Origin of the sequence: Pseudomonas sp. St386, assembly GCF_018325865.1 — a bacterium.
Lineage (GTDB): Bacteria > Pseudomonadota > Gammaproteobacteria > Pseudomonadales > Pseudomonadaceae > Aquipseudomonas > Aquipseudomonas brassicacearum.
In genome coordinates this window covers 3,761,908-3,776,662 of the sequence record NZ_AP021900.1, presented here as the reverse complement: position 1 = coordinate 3,776,662, position 14,755 = coordinate 3,761,908, and the positions used below count along the sequence as shown (strand labels likewise).

12 protein-coding genes and 1 pseudogene are annotated in these 14,755 nt (G+C 61.0%); 8 read left to right on the top strand and 5 right to left on the bottom strand.

Features of this window, described 5'->3' with window-relative positions; translation table 11 throughout:
- Window positions 1–69: 69 nt before the first annotated feature.
- On the bottom strand, window positions 70–453 hold the full coding sequence (locus tag KI235_RS16535; protein WP_028236817.1) for a DUF6152 family protein: 384 nt from the start codon (window positions 451–453) through the stop codon (window positions 70–72).
- A gap of 234 nt (window positions 454–687) precedes the next feature.
- Between KI235_RS16535 and KI235_RS16530 the strand changes: the two genes are divergently transcribed.
- The 4 genes from KI235_RS16530 (at window position 688) to KI235_RS16515 (ending at window position 4,972) form a co-directional block, all read left to right on the top strand.
- The gene (locus tag KI235_RS16530; protein WP_039012131.1) at window positions 688–2,025 is read left to right on the top strand and encodes an alginate export family protein; all 1,338 of its coding nucleotides are present in this window, start codon (window positions 688–690) and stop codon (window positions 2,023–2,025) included.
- A 193-nt stretch (window positions 2,026–2,218) separates the two neighbouring features.
- The gene (locus KI235_RS16525) at window positions 2,219–3,022 is read left to right on the top strand and encodes a hypothetical protein (RefSeq protein ID WP_212795168.1); all 804 of its coding nucleotides are present in this window, start codon (window positions 2,219–2,221) and stop codon (window positions 3,020–3,022) included.
- Between the two features lie 76 nt (window positions 3,023–3,098).
- Complete coding sequence (locus KI235_RS16520; protein ID WP_027911566.1) at window positions 3,099–3,473, top strand: DUF6152 family protein; 375 nt, start codon at window positions 3,099–3,101, stop codon at window positions 3,471–3,473.
- Window positions 3,470–4,972 (top strand): alpha/beta hydrolase domain-containing protein, encoded by a 1,503-nt coding sequence (locus KI235_RS16515; RefSeq protein WP_198286651.1) that lies wholly within the window; start codon window positions 3,470–3,472, stop codon window positions 4,970–4,972. Before KI235_RS16520 ends, KI235_RS16515 begins: the two co-directional genes overlap by 4 nt.
- Window positions 4,973–5,010: 38 nt before the next feature.
- Here the strand turns inward: KI235_RS16515 and KI235_RS16510 are convergent, their stop codons facing one another.
- The 3 genes from KI235_RS16510 to KI235_RS16500 form a co-directional block, all read right to left on the bottom strand.
- On the bottom strand, window positions 5,011–5,574 hold the full coding sequence (locus KI235_RS16510) for a cytochrome b/b6 domain-containing protein (protein WP_038858677.1): 564 nt from the start codon (window positions 5,572–5,574) through the stop codon (window positions 5,011–5,013).
- A 107-nt stretch (window positions 5,575–5,681) separates the two neighbouring features.
- Entirely contained in the window at window positions 5,682–7,136 is a 1,455-nt protein-coding gene (locus KI235_RS16505; protein WP_212795167.1) for an aldehyde dehydrogenase family protein, read from the bottom strand.
- A 44-nt stretch (window positions 7,137–7,180) separates the two neighbouring features.
- Window positions 7,181–8,554, bottom strand: a complete 1,374-nt coding sequence (locus tag KI235_RS16500) for an aspartate aminotransferase family protein (protein WP_212795166.1) — start codon at window positions 8,552–8,554, stop codon at window positions 7,181–7,183.
- Between the two features lie 215 nt (window positions 8,555–8,769).
- On the opposite strand from KI235_RS16500, the gene KI235_RS16495 reads away from it, so the two are divergent.
- The 4 genes from KI235_RS16495 to KI235_RS16480 all read left to right on the top strand — a co-directional run bounded on the left by KI235_RS16495 (window position 8,770) and on the right by KI235_RS16480 (window position 13,018).
- Window positions 8,770–9,738, top strand: a complete 969-nt coding sequence (locus KI235_RS16495; RefSeq protein WP_212795165.1) for a helix-turn-helix domain-containing protein — start codon at window positions 8,770–8,772, stop codon at window positions 9,736–9,738.
- A 58-nt stretch (window positions 9,739–9,796) separates the two neighbouring features.
- Window positions 9,797–10,537 (top strand): IclR family transcriptional regulator, encoded by a 741-nt coding sequence (locus KI235_RS16490; protein ID WP_003202258.1) that lies wholly within the window; start codon window positions 9,797–9,799, stop codon window positions 10,535–10,537.
- Between the two features lie 204 nt (window positions 10,538–10,741).
- Window positions 10,742–12,190 carry an APC family permease gene (locus KI235_RS16485; RefSeq protein WP_003202255.1) on the top strand — a complete coding sequence of 483 codons (1,449 nt, stop codon included), beginning with the start codon at window positions 10,742–10,744 and terminating at the stop codon, window positions 12,188–12,190.
- Window positions 12,191–12,310: 120 nt separating this feature from the next.
- Entirely contained in the window at window positions 12,311–13,018 is a 708-nt protein-coding gene (locus KI235_RS16480; RefSeq protein ID WP_027911562.1) for a haloacid dehalogenase type II, read from the top strand.
- 795 nt (window positions 13,019–13,813) lie between these two features.
- On the opposite strand, the pseudogene KI235_RS30480 reads toward KI235_RS16480, so the two are convergent.
- Window positions 13,814–14,746 (bottom strand): annotated as a pseudogene (locus tag KI235_RS30480) (HAD-IIB family hydrolase); the annotation flags it as partial.
- Between the last annotated feature and the right edge of the window lie 9 nt (window positions 14,747–14,755).

Here is a 14,755-nt window from a genome sequence, read left to right as displayed (position 1 = left end):
GTCTCCACGCTGCTGGCCGGTTTGGTTCGGTTTGGTTCGGTGCCCATGAAACTGGGGGAGGGGCTTGGCCTATCCGCCGCCTGAGAGCACGACGTCACCGATCTTGATCTCCACGAGCAGTCCGCCCGGGTCACCGTTTTTCAGCGGCCTGAAGGACACCTCGGCGCTCTCGCCAGCCTTGACCGAGTCGGCGCTCCAACCCGCGCGCTGCAAGGCGTTGACGCTGCCCGTCTCGATCTTGAAGCGCTGGGCCGGCGGGCCGGGCGTATCGAGATAAATCGTGATGTGCGGATTGGTCCAGGCGAAGCGCTCGACGACGCCCTGGACCGTGACCATCTTGGTCTGGTCGAACAGTGCGAATGAATGGTGGGCGGTGGCCAGGGACGGCAGCCCACTGCAGGCGGCGAGAGTCAGCAGGCAAAGCCCCTGACGTAACAGCGGTGATGGGATCATGACGGTACCTCGTTCTTATGCGTTCTTATGGCCCAGCATAGGGGGGTGCCTGTGCAGGCCGTAGCCCAAAACGGCAACCGCTCATGTCTCTGGACATGTTTTCGGTGGGGGGAAATGGCGCCAAGGAAATGCGCGGCCAACCCTTTGAACATGCTGATTTGGGCTACCGCATGGGCGACCCGAATCGGAACACTCATGACTCGCCTCATAAAATCTAAAAACAGGAGAGACGTCATGCGCACCCCCTACTACGCCCCATTACTTTCGCTGGTTGCACTCTGCACATTGGAGCCGCAGGCGCAGGCCTATGAGTTCTACAACGAAGACGATGGGGCAACCGTCCTGAATGCCGACCTCTGGGCGGGGTTTGGCTGGTTCGGCAGTGAAAAGAACTACCTCGCCAATCCTGAGAAGGAACCCGGCAGGATGCGATGGCAAGAAGGCTTCGCGAAGTACGGCGTAAACGGTACGACGGACAAGATCGGTGCAGGTTCGGTCTACGGTGGGTTCAGCCTGATCAGCACGGGGTCATGGGGCGATGGGGACGCGGGAGCGAACACCGCGGGAAATGAGAGAGATACCGCTGTGGAAGATGCCTACCTGGGCTGGAAGTCAGGTGATCTGATTCCGGCCTTGGGCACGGACGGCGTTGACTTCTCCTTTGGGCGGCAGGTCGTTACTGTGGACGGCTTCCTGATTACCGATGATGGGTTCGCCCCCGGGAACGCTTTCAACCCCATCGAGGGCGTAGCGGATGGCCGATTCAATCGCGGCGGTGCCTTTTACCTCGGCCCGCGGTTGGCGTTCGGGAATACGGCAGTCCTGAAGCTGGGCGGTACGCAGGGCCTTCACGGCAGTCTGATCTGGCTGAAGTCGGATAATCCCGGGCAGTCCAAGACCGAAGTGGCGGCCGCTACCGTCGACTACACGACGCCCATCGGCTCGATCGGTTCGACGTACGTGCGCGGTCTGGATGTCGAAGAACGATACGTCTTTGCTGATCGGGGTGAGCGCAAGGGCATGGACATCTACAGCATCCGTGGCCAGGGCAATGCCGGCATCGAGAACGCAGATTTCGCGTTCGAAGTGGCGCGCCAGGAAAAACGGTCGGGGTCGCAGCGGGCGATGTTCTTCGACGCGGGCTACACCTTCGCCGACGTCAAATGGCAACCGGCGGTGAGTTACCGGTATTCGCGTTATTCCGAAGGCTGGGACTTCCTGTTCCAGGGTGGCTTTCGCAAGCGCTACCAAGGTGAAGTCGCCTCGAACTATGCCGGCTCCGTCACCTCGAACATGCAGATCAACGATGTGTTGTTCTCGGTCCAGCCGACCGACAAACTGACGCTTAACGCGATGTACTTCCACTACCACCAACTCTCCGACCGGGATACCCAAGACTTCAGCGCACGCGAGGTCGATCTGTACCTGGATTGGATGGTGACCGACAACGTCACGATTTCGCCGCTCGTTGGTCTTTATAAGCCCAAGAAGTGGCTCGGGGATGGTGGGCTGCAGAGCGGTAGCGCGGAAACGAACACCTACTTCCAACTCATCGCCTGGGTGAGTTTCTGAGCTGCCATCCACGCGGCCAAACACCGTGGAGCGCATGCTGATTTGGGATATCTCCCCAACGAAGTGCTTGCATATCGTCCCCCTGGAATCAACCACACCCCCGCGCCTGGCACCGGCCGTCACGCACTTCAAAGGTGGCGGTATCGGGATGTCAGTCACTACCAACGTGTAGAAAAAGACGCAGGTCATGCCTATGAAAATGCTCCCTCTTGCTCATGCAATCATTGCGCTGCTGGCCATCCTGGCCGCCGCGGTGAATCCCTCGTTCGCCATCGCCGCAACGCCCAGTGCAACCTCCAGCGCGACCCAACCGAAAGCTGCACCGCCCGACATCAGCGGATTGTGGATGCCGGTGGGGAGTTCCGTAGACCCCCTCGTCAACAGCACCGGTGCCGATAACCCCGACACCAATGTCGGCCCTCCATTCGGCACCACGCCGGAACTCAAGGGTGTCTACCTCGAGAGCGCCAAGAAGCGCACTGAAGCCCTCGCCAAAGTGGGCAGCGAGTTCAAGACCTCGTGCAAGGTGCTGGGCATGCCAACGAACATGGTCGGGCCCTACGCGGTAGAGATCATGCAGACGCCGACGCAAATCAACTGGGCGCAAGAGTTCCTGCGTGAGACTCGTCGCATTTACCTCGATGGGCGCGCCCACCCCAATCCGGAGGAAGCGCCGCCGACGTTCGAGGGTCATTCGGTCGCACGCTGGGAGGGAAATGTGTTGGTCGTCGAGACGACCAACATCCGGCAGGAAACCACGTTGGGCGAGTATGGGCATGCCGACGACTCGCTCGGCCACGGTCCGCGCATGATCATCAAAGAGAGAATCTTCATCAACGACCAAGGCCTGCTGCAGGTGGACGGCAGGGTCGAAGATCAGGATGCGCTGGTCAAACCATGGCAATGGGCGCCGCTGACTTTCCGCCGTGCGCCCAAGGGGGCGAGTTCATGGAGTTCGTCTGCGAGGACAGCAATAACGAGTCGATCGATCCCGTGACGGGCGCGGAAATCACGACGATTCCCGAGCGACGGAGCCTGAACCAAGCGGACAACAATAATCAAGGAGACACGAAGTGAATCTCAAATTCATGCTGTTCAGTTTGGCGTTCCTGGGCTTGCCGGCACCTGTGGTTTTTGCCCATCACTCCTACTCAGCCTTCGACATGTCGAAGCTCGTCACGATTGCCGGCACAGTGAGTGAGGTGCAGTTTAAAAATCCTCACGTTTGGTTGTTCGTCGATGTGCCGGCCGGGGATAAGAGCGAGACCTGGGCTATCGAGGCCGGCGGTCCGAATATCCTGATTCGTCAGGGCTGGATGGCCAATACGCTCAAGCCGGGCGACAAGGTCGACCTGCAGCTCGCGCCGATGAAGGACGAGACCAAGACGGGGGGAGCCCTTCAGGCGCTGCGAATGCCCAATGGGAAAACTATTGGAGCCTGGAAATGAAGCCCATGGGCGAGGTTTGGTTGCCCAGACTTTCCATGGCGGCTTTGCTGGTACTGACGACGGGCACGCCCGCCGTCGCGCAAACGCCATCCATGCCACAAATCTCCCCGGTACCTCCCAGTGGCCGGTTGCCTCTCGCGTCCGCATCAAGGCACGGCACAGAGTATGTCGACCTTGAGCGGTTCGGGTACGTAGAGGAGGAGTACTACCTGCTGGGGCTCGCGCCAGCGATCACCGCTTCAGGTGAGCACTTGTTCGACGCGCCCTACGTGACGCGTTTTCTTATCCGCAAACCCAAGGATCCTGGTCGCTTCAACGGCACAGTCGTGATGGAGCCGTTCAGTTGGATGGGTGAACGCGGCGCGGGCTGGATCCTCACCCGCAACTACCTGATGCGCAAGGGCTACGCATTCGCCGGCTATACACTCAGCATCAATCGGCCGGCGAACGACCCCAAGACACTGGATTGGGACCCTGAGCCCCGTAACTTGAACCTGGACTTTATGCGGCGCTACGACTACAAGCGCTACGCACCGCTCGGCAGCTACTACGACAGCGACCGGTTTCGACGCGGCAGCGGTCCCGATCAGTATCCGCCCCAGGCGCAGGGCATTGCTGCGCAACTGGCTTTGCTGCTCAAGTCAAACCTTGAAAACGGTCCCACACAAGGGCTCGACGTCAAGCGCATCTATGTCAATACCTGGGCAATCAATGGGCAGCTCTGGCTCGATTATCTCGATCAGGGCCGTCACCAGCAGTGGCGCATGCCGGACGGCAAACCGCTGATCGACGCCTATATGACGGGGCACGTTGTATATGGCGACCTGGGGGGCGAGGTGCTCAGGGTTCCGCGCAAAATCCCCATGGATGCTCCGTTCGTGACGGTCTACAGTCAGACGGAGGTGGTGCACGATGCCAGTCAGGAGATCGCGCTACCGTCAGATACGGACCAACCGAAGCTGCGTTACTACGAGGTCGCGGGCATGCCGCACCTGCGTCTTGTCGATCAGGGCTCCGACGGAACGGAGCCGCACCCGGCTGATGGCGACAAGCGCAACGATCCGCAATGCCAGTCCCTCTATGACGAGCCGGTGGAGACGGTCGTGTCCGCGATCCTCGACGCGATGGATCGCTGGGTGCGCGAAGGTGTGCCGATGCCCAAGGCTGAACGGGTCGGTCGCGAGGGGAAGAGCGTTGCCCGCGACTCGCAGACCGGCAACCTGCTGGGAGGTGTACGTCCGCCGTGGATCAAGGTGCCGAGCGCCACCTACCTGACCGATCAGGAAACCGGCTGCGGCTCAGCCTACGACACGAAAGTGCCATATTCCGCGCAGCGGCTGAAGGCGTTGTACGGCAGCTATGCAAATTATGCGAGTCGTTTTGAGGCCGCCAAACAACAGGCGATCAAGGAAGGCTATTTGCTGACGGAGGATGCGGTATTCGTCAAGCCAGTCGCTTTGCCAGCGGACTTTACCGGGCCTCTGCGGTCCGAGCCGTGAGTGAAGGCGTTGGCATCTTTTGCCAACGCCTCATCAAGTCACAGCATGCGGCGCAGGACGTCGCTTCGAGGGTCCCGGTCGAAGAACCGGTGTTTGAGGGCGCCGACAATATGCACCACGATCAGGCCGAGCAGGGTGTAGGCGAGCACTTTATGCAGCCATTGGAAGACGACGAACCAGTCGTCATTTTTCCCAAGGAGCTCCGGAAGGTTTATCCCGAAAAAGAACACCCCGTCACTCATCGTGTAAGTGCTCGACATCGAATAGCCCATCAACGGGACAATCACCAGCAGTGCATACAAGGTGCGGTGCGCAAGCCATGAGGAAACTCTCTCGTAGCGCGCCAGCGTCTCCGGCGGTTGCGGCAGCCTGGGGGTGCGCACGCGCAGGGTAATCTGAATCAGGGCCAGCAGAAACGCCAGCACCCCAAAGGATTTGTGCCACGGGTAATAGAGCTCATATTTGCTCGCCACTTCGTCATCGAGCCCGGTCATGTGCCAGCCTGCCCAGAGGAGGCCGGCGATGAGCACGGCGCGCACCCAGTGCAACATACGCAGGGACGTCGGATACCGATCAATTATTGTTTGATTTTCCGGATTCATCGCGGTCTCTCCATCGATCATCAAGCCATCGAAATGCACGTTTTGGACGGCCACCCTCCACGACACAGGGCCTTGGAGGGTGGTCCGGTCAGTGCGGTTTTTTGTTCTCAGTTGGGTAGCAATACGGTAATGACTTTCTCTTCGGTATAGGCCAACGCGCCGCTAAATCCGCCTTCACGGCCAACGCCACTGGACTTGACGCCGCCCCAGGGCAAGTTGGCGTCCAGCGGGCTCCAGCAGTTGATGCCCACGGCACCGGCCTTGACTGCTGCGGCGACGCGGTGTGCTCGCACCAGGTCGCTTGTCCAGACCGTGGCCGCCAGGCCGTAGTTGGAATCGTTGGCCAGTGCGATCGCCTCGTCCTCGCTGTCGAACGTGATCACCGTGCCGACGGGGCCGAAGATCTCGTCCCGGGCGATCGCCATGTCATTGCTGGCATTGGCGAAGATCGTCGGCCGGACAAACCAGCCCCGTTCAGGGCTCGATACGCCGCCGGCCAACAGGGTGGCACCTTGGTCTATGCCCAGTTGGATGTAACGGTTGACGCGATCCAATTGCGCCTTCTTGGCCACCGGTCCCATCTGTACGTCGGGTTGCCGAGGGTCGCCGACCTTGACGGCTCGCGCGGCATCGGCAAGCGCAGCGGCGAAGCGATCAGCGATGTTGCGTTGGACCAGGATGCGCGAGCCTGCCGCGCAGATCTGTCCCTGGTTGGCGAACAGGCCGAGCGAGCAGCCGAACAGCGCGTCCTCGAACGAGGCGTCGTCGAAGACAATCTGTGGGCTTTTGCCGCCCAGCTCCAGTGCCACGTGCTTGAAAAGTACGCCAGCGGTGCGCTGGATCTCGCGTCCGGCCTCGGGGCTGCCGGTGAAACTGATCTTGGCGACGTGCGGGTGCTCGCACAGGGCGCGCCCCACCTCGTTGCCGTAGCCGGTGACCACGTTGATCACGCCGTCAGGGAAGCCCGCTTCCTGAGCCAGCGCCGCCAGGTGCAGGGCCGACTGCGGCGTCTCTTCCGAAGGCTTGATGACCACGGTGCAGCCGGCCGCCAGCAAAGCGGCGAGCTTCCAGACTGTGATCATCAGCGGCGAGTTCCAGGGAACGATGGCGCCAACCACGCCCACCGGCTCCCGGATCGTGTACGAGAGGGCCTTGTTGCCGAAGTAGCCGCCAGTGGGAATGGTGCGGCCCTCCAGCTGGTTGGCCCAGCCGGCGGCGGCGCGCAGGTTGGCAATGGCGTTGGGTACGTCCAGCCGGCGCGGCTCGATCGGTGAGCGCCCGATGGCATTGGCGTCCAGGTCAGCCAGTACGTCGGTGTCGCGCTCCACCAGGTCTGCCAGCTTCGACAACAGCCGGCCACGCTGGGCGCCGTCGAGCTGGCTCCAGGCGCCACCTTCAAGTTGGGTGAGTGCCGCCGCTACGGCACGGTCCACGTCCTCGGCGGTGCCGCGCGCGGAGCTGCCGTAGATCTGTTCTGTCACGGGGTCGACGAGTGTGATGCGACGGCCGTCGGAGGCCTCGAAGGACGCGCCTTCGATGAAGTGGTTCAGGTGTTGAGTCATTTTGCAGTCCCTGATTGATGTGGAGTAGTCGGGGTATACACACCTCATCCCTTGAGGGAGGCCAGGGCGTCGCCAAAGATGTCCAGTGCCTTGAAGAACAACGCGCGCGAGATCGTCAGCGAGGGCATGACTCGCATCACGTTGCTATAGCGACCGCAGGGAATCATCAGCACCCCGTGGTTCAACAGGTAACCCATGAGTTGGCCGATCTTTTCCGGTGCCAGTGGCGCCTTGGTGACCGGGTCCTCGACCAGCTCGATCCCGATCATCAGGCCGCGACCACGGACTTCACCGATCAACGGGCTGTCGAAGCCACGGATACGTTCCTGCGCTTCCAGCCCCAGCGTGTGAGCGCGGTTGAGCAGATCGAGCTCCGGGTCCTGGAGGATGCTGATGTTGGTCAGCGCCACGGCTGCGGACAACGAGTTGGCGGCGAAGGTGTTGGGCATCGATCCGTCAGGAATCGCGGCTGCCAGGTCCGAACGCATGATCAGGCCCGCCATCGGCAGATCGCTGCCGATACCCTTGCCGAAGGTGAGCATGTCGGGCTTCACGCCCGAGTGCTCGACCGCCCACATCTTGCCGGTACGCCCTGCGCCGGACTGCACTTCATCGACGATCAGCAGCGCGCCGCTGCGGTCGCAGGCCTTGCGCAACAGCTGCAGGAATTCGGGGGAGGGTGGCACGTAACCGCCTTCGCCCTGCACCGGTTCGACGATCACGGCGGCCACGTCATCGGCGGCGGTGTAGGGGGTGTTCAGCAGGTAATCCACGTAGTCGCCGGCAATCTGCTCGGCGCTTTTGTGCGTGGTGTCGAAGGGGAAACGGTAGGCATAAGGGTAGGGCGCATGAATGACCCCACCCATCTGGGCGCCGTAGCCCTTGCGATAGGCCGTGCCTGTGGTCAGCGCACCGGAGGCGTTCCACACGCCGTGGTAGCCACCGTGGAAGGCGATGATCTGGTGCCGTCCGGTGACGCGTTTGGCGAACTTGATCGCCGCCTCCAGCGCATCGCTGCCGCTTTGCGTGAAGAAAGTGATGCAGTCGCCGCGCAAGCCGTCGGGCGCGATCTCGGAGAGCTTGGCGGCCAGTTCGGTGCGCCGGGTGCTGTTGACTTCCAAGGCATGCATCAGCACTTCGGATTGCTCGTGAATGGCCTGCACCACCTTCGGATGGCAGCGGCCTACGCTGCTGACGCCCACGCCAGCGGACAGGTCGATGTAGGTGTTGCCATCGGCGTCCTTGAAAGTCGCGCCGAACGCCCGGTCCATGGCGACGGGCATGCGTGCGCCGCCGCGAGCCATCGACTCGGTACGTGCCGACAATGCCAGGGCCTCGGTGGCCCTGGGGCCAGGAATGGCGGTGGTAATCCGCGGGGCATCCGCGAAATGGAGGGATTCTAGTTTGGCTTCACTCATGACGGTCTCTCAGGATGTCGGTTTCAGTGTCCCGATCATCCTCGTGGCCCGTTCCAGGCCGGTAGCCCGAATCGGCACATTGGGCGGGCCGCCTCGCGCGTCAGCTCCAGAGCACTGCCATGACTCAAAGAGAATTTGCATAATTCTCTTAATGTGAGAATATCGCGCAACAAGGCATTCTAAAAACAAGAATATTGGCCGAGGCGCTCGTCATCATGAAAAATCAGAACATCAGCCATTTTCGTGACATCCACGTCCACGCCGCCACCGTCCAGGATTGGAATCAGGACTACAACCAGTTAACCGCCGGTACGGCCGAGAGTTCGCTCATCCAGTTGACGACGGGGCGTTGCCACGTATTCCGCGAGCAGATCAACCAACGCGTGGTGCAGCATGGCGTGGCCCCCCGAGGCAAGATGTGCTTTGCCGTGCCGATCACCGTTCCGGGTTCGATTCGGATGCAGGGTCGAGAGGTGGACGAGAGCAGCCTGTTCTTTCTTCATGGCGGTGAGGAGTTCATGTTCCACATGCCGATGGGCATGGAGCTGCTAGCCATTACCTTCGAACGCGAATTGTTCGAACAGGCGTTGGCGCAAACTGCGTCGGCCAAGGAAATCAGCCAGTTACTCCGCCAGCCAGTGATCAGGCTCCCCCCGCAACGCTACGCTGACGCTCGACGTCGGATGCTGGCTGCATTCTCCCAGGCGCTCTCGAACGAAGAACTCGACAATGGGCAGGACCGGGAACTGGAATTTGAACAGGCCATGCTCGACGAGTTGCTGCAACTCATGACTGACCCGGCCTGTGACAAGCAGCAGCGTTCGCCAAGCTCCACGCGCAGCTTCATTGTCGAGAAATGCCATCGCCTGGCGACCGCGGAACTGAACAACGTGCCCAGCGTCGACGAGTTGTGCCAGCGACTCCAGGTGAGTCGACGTACCGTGCAGAACAGTTTCCGCTCGGTTGCCGAGACGACCCCGATCAATTACTTGCGCTCCGTGCGGCTCAACGGTGTACGCCGGACCTTGATGACCACCCAGGCGTCGCGTCTTTCGATCGGCGATGCCGCCGCCCAATGGGGTTTCTATCACCTCAGCCATTTTGCCGCGGAATATCAGGAACTGTTCGCCGAACTGCCGTCTCAAACCGCGCGCGCTGCCATCAGCGGTTGCGCACTTGCTTGAATATCCGCCTGCTGCACTGCGCAACGGGCTGGCTTGACTTCACAAGGATGTAGAAACGATGAATAGCCTTCGCCGCCTGCTCAGAGTCTTCGACTTGTTTCGCCCTGAGCAGCCGGTCATCGATGTGGACATCATTTGCCAGGAGCTCGGCTACACGCCTGCCACCGCCTATCGTTATCTGCGCGAGCTCGGCGACGCGGGTTTCTTGAAGCGGTTGCCGCGCGGCTACGCACTCGGCCCTCGAATCGTCACGCTGGAACATCAGATGGCGAACTACGATCCGTTGCTGGCGTGCAGCCGGGACCTGGTCGACAGGTTGGTCGACGATACCGGCCTGGATGCGCTGGTCAGTGAGTGGCATGGCGATTCAGTGGTCAACGTGCTGATCCAGCGGGGTTCCGATGTCGGCCCGGTCGGTGGCGACAGGGGGCGCCCGATCGACCTTTTCCACAGTGCCACCTCGCGGGTCGTGTTGGCGTATCTGCTGCCGCGCCAGATCCGACGCATCTATGACGCTCACGCGATCCCGTCCGGATTGTTGCACCTGGGGTTGGCGTGGAAGCCGTTCACCAAGAGTCTGCTCGCCATCCGCAAGCAGGGCTACTGTATCAGCGAAAGCGAGTTGCACCCGGGACGCAGTGGCGTTGCGGCGCCGATCTTCGACGAAAAACGGCGCGTCCTTGGAAGCATGACCCTGGTCGGGCGCAGTGAACGGTTTCGGGCATTTCAACCGGGCTACCTGTGCGACCTGGTTACCGGCGCGGCATCGGAACTGACGGCACGTATCGCCTTGCAATGAGGGGGTAGGGGGGATGGATGATGACCCGTCCGGTTTTTTCCGAGCACAGGTCTCTTGTTACCGATTTGGGATAGTGGGAGGTTCAGGGAGAGGCATAGGATCGAATCCAGCGTGCGACAAGAACAATAACGCCATCCGGTGACGGTGAGCGGTTGACTGCATCGATCCTACAACGCCTGCCTCATACAATAAGGTCAAGAAAACATGAGTGTACCTCTCCCGGTCAACAGCTCCACGGAGCTCAAGCGTGGGGCCCTGGGTGTCGGCTTCATCATCTTCTTCGTGGTTTCGGCGGCGAGCCCCTTGAGTGTCATCGCCGGCGGCTTTCCCATTGGCATCATGCTGGGCAACGGTGCCGGCACACCGGCGTTGCTGATCCTGGCCCTGCTGGTGTTACTGGCGTTCTCGGTCGGCTACACGACCATGTCCCGGCACGTCACCAACGCCGGCGGCTTCTATGCGTTCACCTCGCGCGGCCTGGGTGGCCTGGCCGGTGGGGCGGCGGGAGTGCTGGCGATGTTTGCCTACAACATCCTCCAGGTCGGCCTGTATGGCATGTTCGGTGGGGTGGTCAGCGGCACGATGGAAAGCGTGTTCGGCCTGGTGTTGCCCTGGTGGTCGTACTCGCTGATGGCGATGGCCAGCGTTGCGATTCTCGGCTATCGCAAGATCGACCTGTCGGCGCGGGTGTTGTCGGTCATTGTGATCGCCGAATATCTGGCGATCCTGCTCCTGGACTTCGCCATTCTCAGGACCGGCGGCGACAGTGGCATCAATCTCGACGCGTTTGCGGGCCGCCACGTGTTCAGCGGCACCCCGTCGATCGGCCTGCTGTTCTGTTTCGCCGCGTTCATCGGCTTCGAGGCCACTACCATCTACGGCGAAGAGGCCAAGAACCCGCAACGTACGATCCCGATTGCCACCTACTGTTCGGTCTTGCTGATCGGTGGGTTCTACGCACTGTCGGTCTGGTCGATGGTGATTGGCGTCGGGGCGGACAAAATTGTCTCCACGCTTCAGGCCTTGCAGGACCCGACGACCTTTATCTATGGCATGTCCGATCACTTTGTCGGCCCGCACCTGACCCAGGTCATCCGCGTGCTGTTCATGGTCAGCATCTACGCCGGGCTGCTGGCGTTCCACAATGCCGCGGCCCGTTATTTCTACGCCATCGGGCGTGACGGCTTGCTGCCCAGCCGGTTGGGGACCACCCATCGCGTCCATCAGAGCCCGCACATGGGCTCGGCGCTGCAGAGCTTGATCTCCGCCGTGGTCGTGCTGATTTTCGCCGCGATGGATGCCGATCCGATCCTGCAACTGTTCGCCTGGCTGTCCAACCTGGCGACGCTTTGCGTGATTTTGCTGATGGCGCTCACGTCCGCCGCAGTATGGGCCTTTGCCCGGCGCCACCCCGAGCTCAAGCTGGGGATCTGGCGTGGGCGGATTTTCCCGGGGTTCTCTTGCATTGCGCTACTGACGGTCCTGTTTATCGCGGTGGTGCATTTCGATGTGTTGACGGGCGCGAGCAAGACCTTGTCGTACGGCCTCTGCGCCATCATTCCCGCAGCCCTGCTGGCTGGCGTGTTCCTCGCGGCGCGACTGCGCAAAGTAGCGCCGCAGCGGTATCGGGTGTTAGGCAGTCACAAGCTATAGGCGCCTGCGCAGTATCGATGGCGCTTGACGAGGATAAAGCTAAGCTCATTGATTCCTGCGTTCCAGTGCCCCAGCGGTCGGTGTGCCAGGCTGGGCCGCAAATAGCAGAGGAGTCTTGCGATGACGCTTCCACGAGCGTTGGCATTCGATGTGTTCGGTACCGTGGTTGACTGGCATTCAGGCATCGCACGTGAGGCGAGTACATTCGTGTCGACCTACCTGCCCGCTGTCAGCCCCGCCGAATTTGCAATGCAATGGCGCCGGTTGTATGCGCCAGCGCTGCGCGAGTGCATCAAGGGGCATGGAAGCTTCGTCGTGCTGGACACATTGCACTACGAGACGCTGGTCCAGTTGTTGACGACTTACGGCCTGGAAGTCGACCAGCTTGCCCCCGAGGCATTGCACACGCTTGCCCATGCCTGGCGTCGCCTGGACCCGTGGCCTGACGTGGCCGAGGGCCTGGCCCTGCTGCGCCGGCGCTTTGCGGTGGTGACCTTGTCCAATGCCAATGTGGCCTTGATGATCGCCATGAACCGCTACAACGGTTTGCAGTGGGACGCGCTACTGGGGGCGGAGTTCGCGCAAACCTACAAACCGGATCCTGCCGCCTACCTGTCCACGGCAAGGGCGCTGGATCTCAAACCCAATGAACTCTGCCTGGTGGCCTGCCACCACAGCGATCTCGCGGCAGCCAGGGATTGCGGGCTGATGACGGCCTATATCGACCGGCCCATGGAATATGGCGGAGCGCCTGCACCCGATGCCGCCGACGCCCAGGATTGGGATTGGCAGGCGGATAGTTTCATCGATCTTGAACATAAGCTCTAGCTGCTTGAGGGGCTGTTCAGGTGGAATCGGGAACAGTGCGTTTGAGCCCGGATGCAAACGACATGACCCCCTAAAGGTGGTAGCGCGATTGCACCCATTGTTGGATTTGTTCCAATGCTTTCCCGGGGCCAGGGTGCTGTCCGTTTCAATGAGGCGTGTCTTGTTGGCAAGCACATCGTCCCGGATCACATGGCGGAACCAGTTGGAAAAATCGCCGGCCTTCAAATGTTCGCAAAGAGCGACATCGGGCAGTTGTATCGAGAGGGACAAAAACTCCGTCAGGTTCGCGGCACTTTTGCCTAGGGCTGGAAAGTGAAAGGCATGCCATGCGCCTACATTTCCCGAGACGTACTTGCCGCTGTGCCGATGGTGCTTCTGGTCTGGCTGGACCTGGTCGAGCAACACCACTTGTTCGCCTTCTCGTATATTCCACAGACAGCCATGTTCCAGGCCTGGTGAACGCCCTGGAAAGGCGGGCCCGCTGTGTTGTATGCGTTTGGCGAACTGTTCGACCAGTTCCCGGGCAGTGCTGCCCAACGTTACCAGCACGTCGACCTCCTCAAGGAGCGCCGGGCATACCTGATCGAAGTTCAGGGCAACAATGATTGCCCCCATGTTGCCGAGAAAGCCGGGTGCCCAACTGGCACAGTGGGGAAGCATGTAGTGTGCTTCGTCGACGATCAGCCAATAGGGTCGGCCCGAAACGTTGCGAAGATGCTGGATTGCGGGCAATAGCTCACCAAACAGTTGCACCCGCGCTGCCGGATCCAGGGCCAGGGCGCTGACCACAACGTTAAGCCGCGCCTGTAGAAGCAGTTGTACCGATTCCTCGGTCGTCGGGGGCGTGGTCAGGCCTCCCACCGTTACCGCGCCGTCGAGGGTCAGATAGTCGCCTTCCGGATCAATGATGCAGAAATCCTGGCGAGCCTGGACCATTCGTTCTGTCAGCCAGGTAATGAAACTGGATTTGCCGGAGCCTGAGTTGCCAACGACCAGCATCACCGACTCCGCAGGCAGCCAGGCGTTGTTCGCATCAACCGTCTGGCCCAACGGGACCCCGGTGCGCTCGATGGGTACCAGCGCGGCGTCTTTTTCCAGCAGCATCTCCACCAGCTCGCAGACCCCGCGGCCATGGTCTTGGCTGAGGCAAACGTCTGCGCTGGACTTTATCGACGCAATGGCATTGTTCACGGCCGCGGCACAGCCACAGATCGATAAAAAGGCGTGGTCGTTTTCCGCATCACCCACGCCCACCACGTTCAACTCACAGATACCCAGTCTTCGCAGAGCAGCACTCAGGCCCGACGCTTTGTTCACACAAGGAGGCAGGACCATGATCGCATCCTTGTTGAACGTCATTTGCCACTCCAGGCCGAGTTCGCGGATGCTGCTGAGCACTGTGTTTTCAAACGGACGCCACGTGGCGATGACTGATCGGCCGATCGACAACGGCGAGACCCCTTTGTCACGTAGGCTGGCCACCAGTTCGGTCGAAGCTGGATCAGCGATGAGTTCTTCGGTGTCCGTGACGGGGTCGTACAAGAGCGCGCCGTTTTCGACGATCACCAGGTCAAACAGATCAAGGTTTGGAAACTGGTGCTTGAGCGCTTGCAGTTCCCGGCCGGTCACCAGCAGTAACTTGCGGCCGCTCTCTTTGAGGCGCGTGAGCGCTGCACAGACCTGCGGCGGGACGTTGCCGTTTTCGGCAATGGTCCCGTCAAAATCCATTGCCAAGGC

Coding starts and splice junctions, on each gene's coding strand:
- KI235_RS16505 (WP_212795167.1), bottom strand. CDS start 7,136: ATGACTCAACACCTGAACCACTTCATCGAAGGCGCGTCCTTCGAGGCC.
- KI235_RS16485 (WP_003202255.1), top strand. CDS start 10,742: ATGAGTGTACCTCTCCCGGTCAACAGCTCCACGGAGCTCAAGCGTGGG.
- KI235_RS16510 (WP_038858677.1), bottom strand. CDS start 5,574: ATGAATCCGGAAAATCAAACAATAATTGATCGGTATCCGACGTCCCTG.
- KI235_RS16530 (WP_039012131.1), top strand. CDS start 688: ATGCGCACCCCCTACTACGCCCCATTACTTTCGCTGGTTGCACTCTGC.
- KI235_RS16500 (WP_212795166.1), bottom strand. CDS start 8,554: ATGAGTGAAGCCAAACTAGAATCCCTCCATTTCGCGGATGCCCCGCGG.
- KI235_RS16525 (WP_212795168.1), top strand. CDS start 2,219: ATGAAAATGCTCCCTCTTGCTCATGCAATCATTGCGCTGCTGGCCATC.
- KI235_RS16495 (WP_212795165.1), top strand. CDS start 8,770: ATGAAAAATCAGAACATCAGCCATTTTCGTGACATCCACGTCCACGCC.
- KI235_RS16480 (WP_027911562.1), top strand. CDS start 12,311: ATGACGCTTCCACGAGCGTTGGCATTCGATGTGTTCGGTACCGTGGTT.
- KI235_RS16490 (WP_003202258.1), top strand. CDS start 9,797: ATGAATAGCCTTCGCCGCCTGCTCAGAGTCTTCGACTTGTTTCGCCCT.
- KI235_RS16515 (WP_198286651.1), top strand. CDS start 3,470: ATGAAGCCCATGGGCGAGGTTTGGTTGCCCAGACTTTCCATGGCGGCT.
- KI235_RS16535 (WP_028236817.1), bottom strand. CDS start 453: ATGATCCCATCACCGCTGTTACGTCAGGGGCTTTGCCTGCTGACTCTC.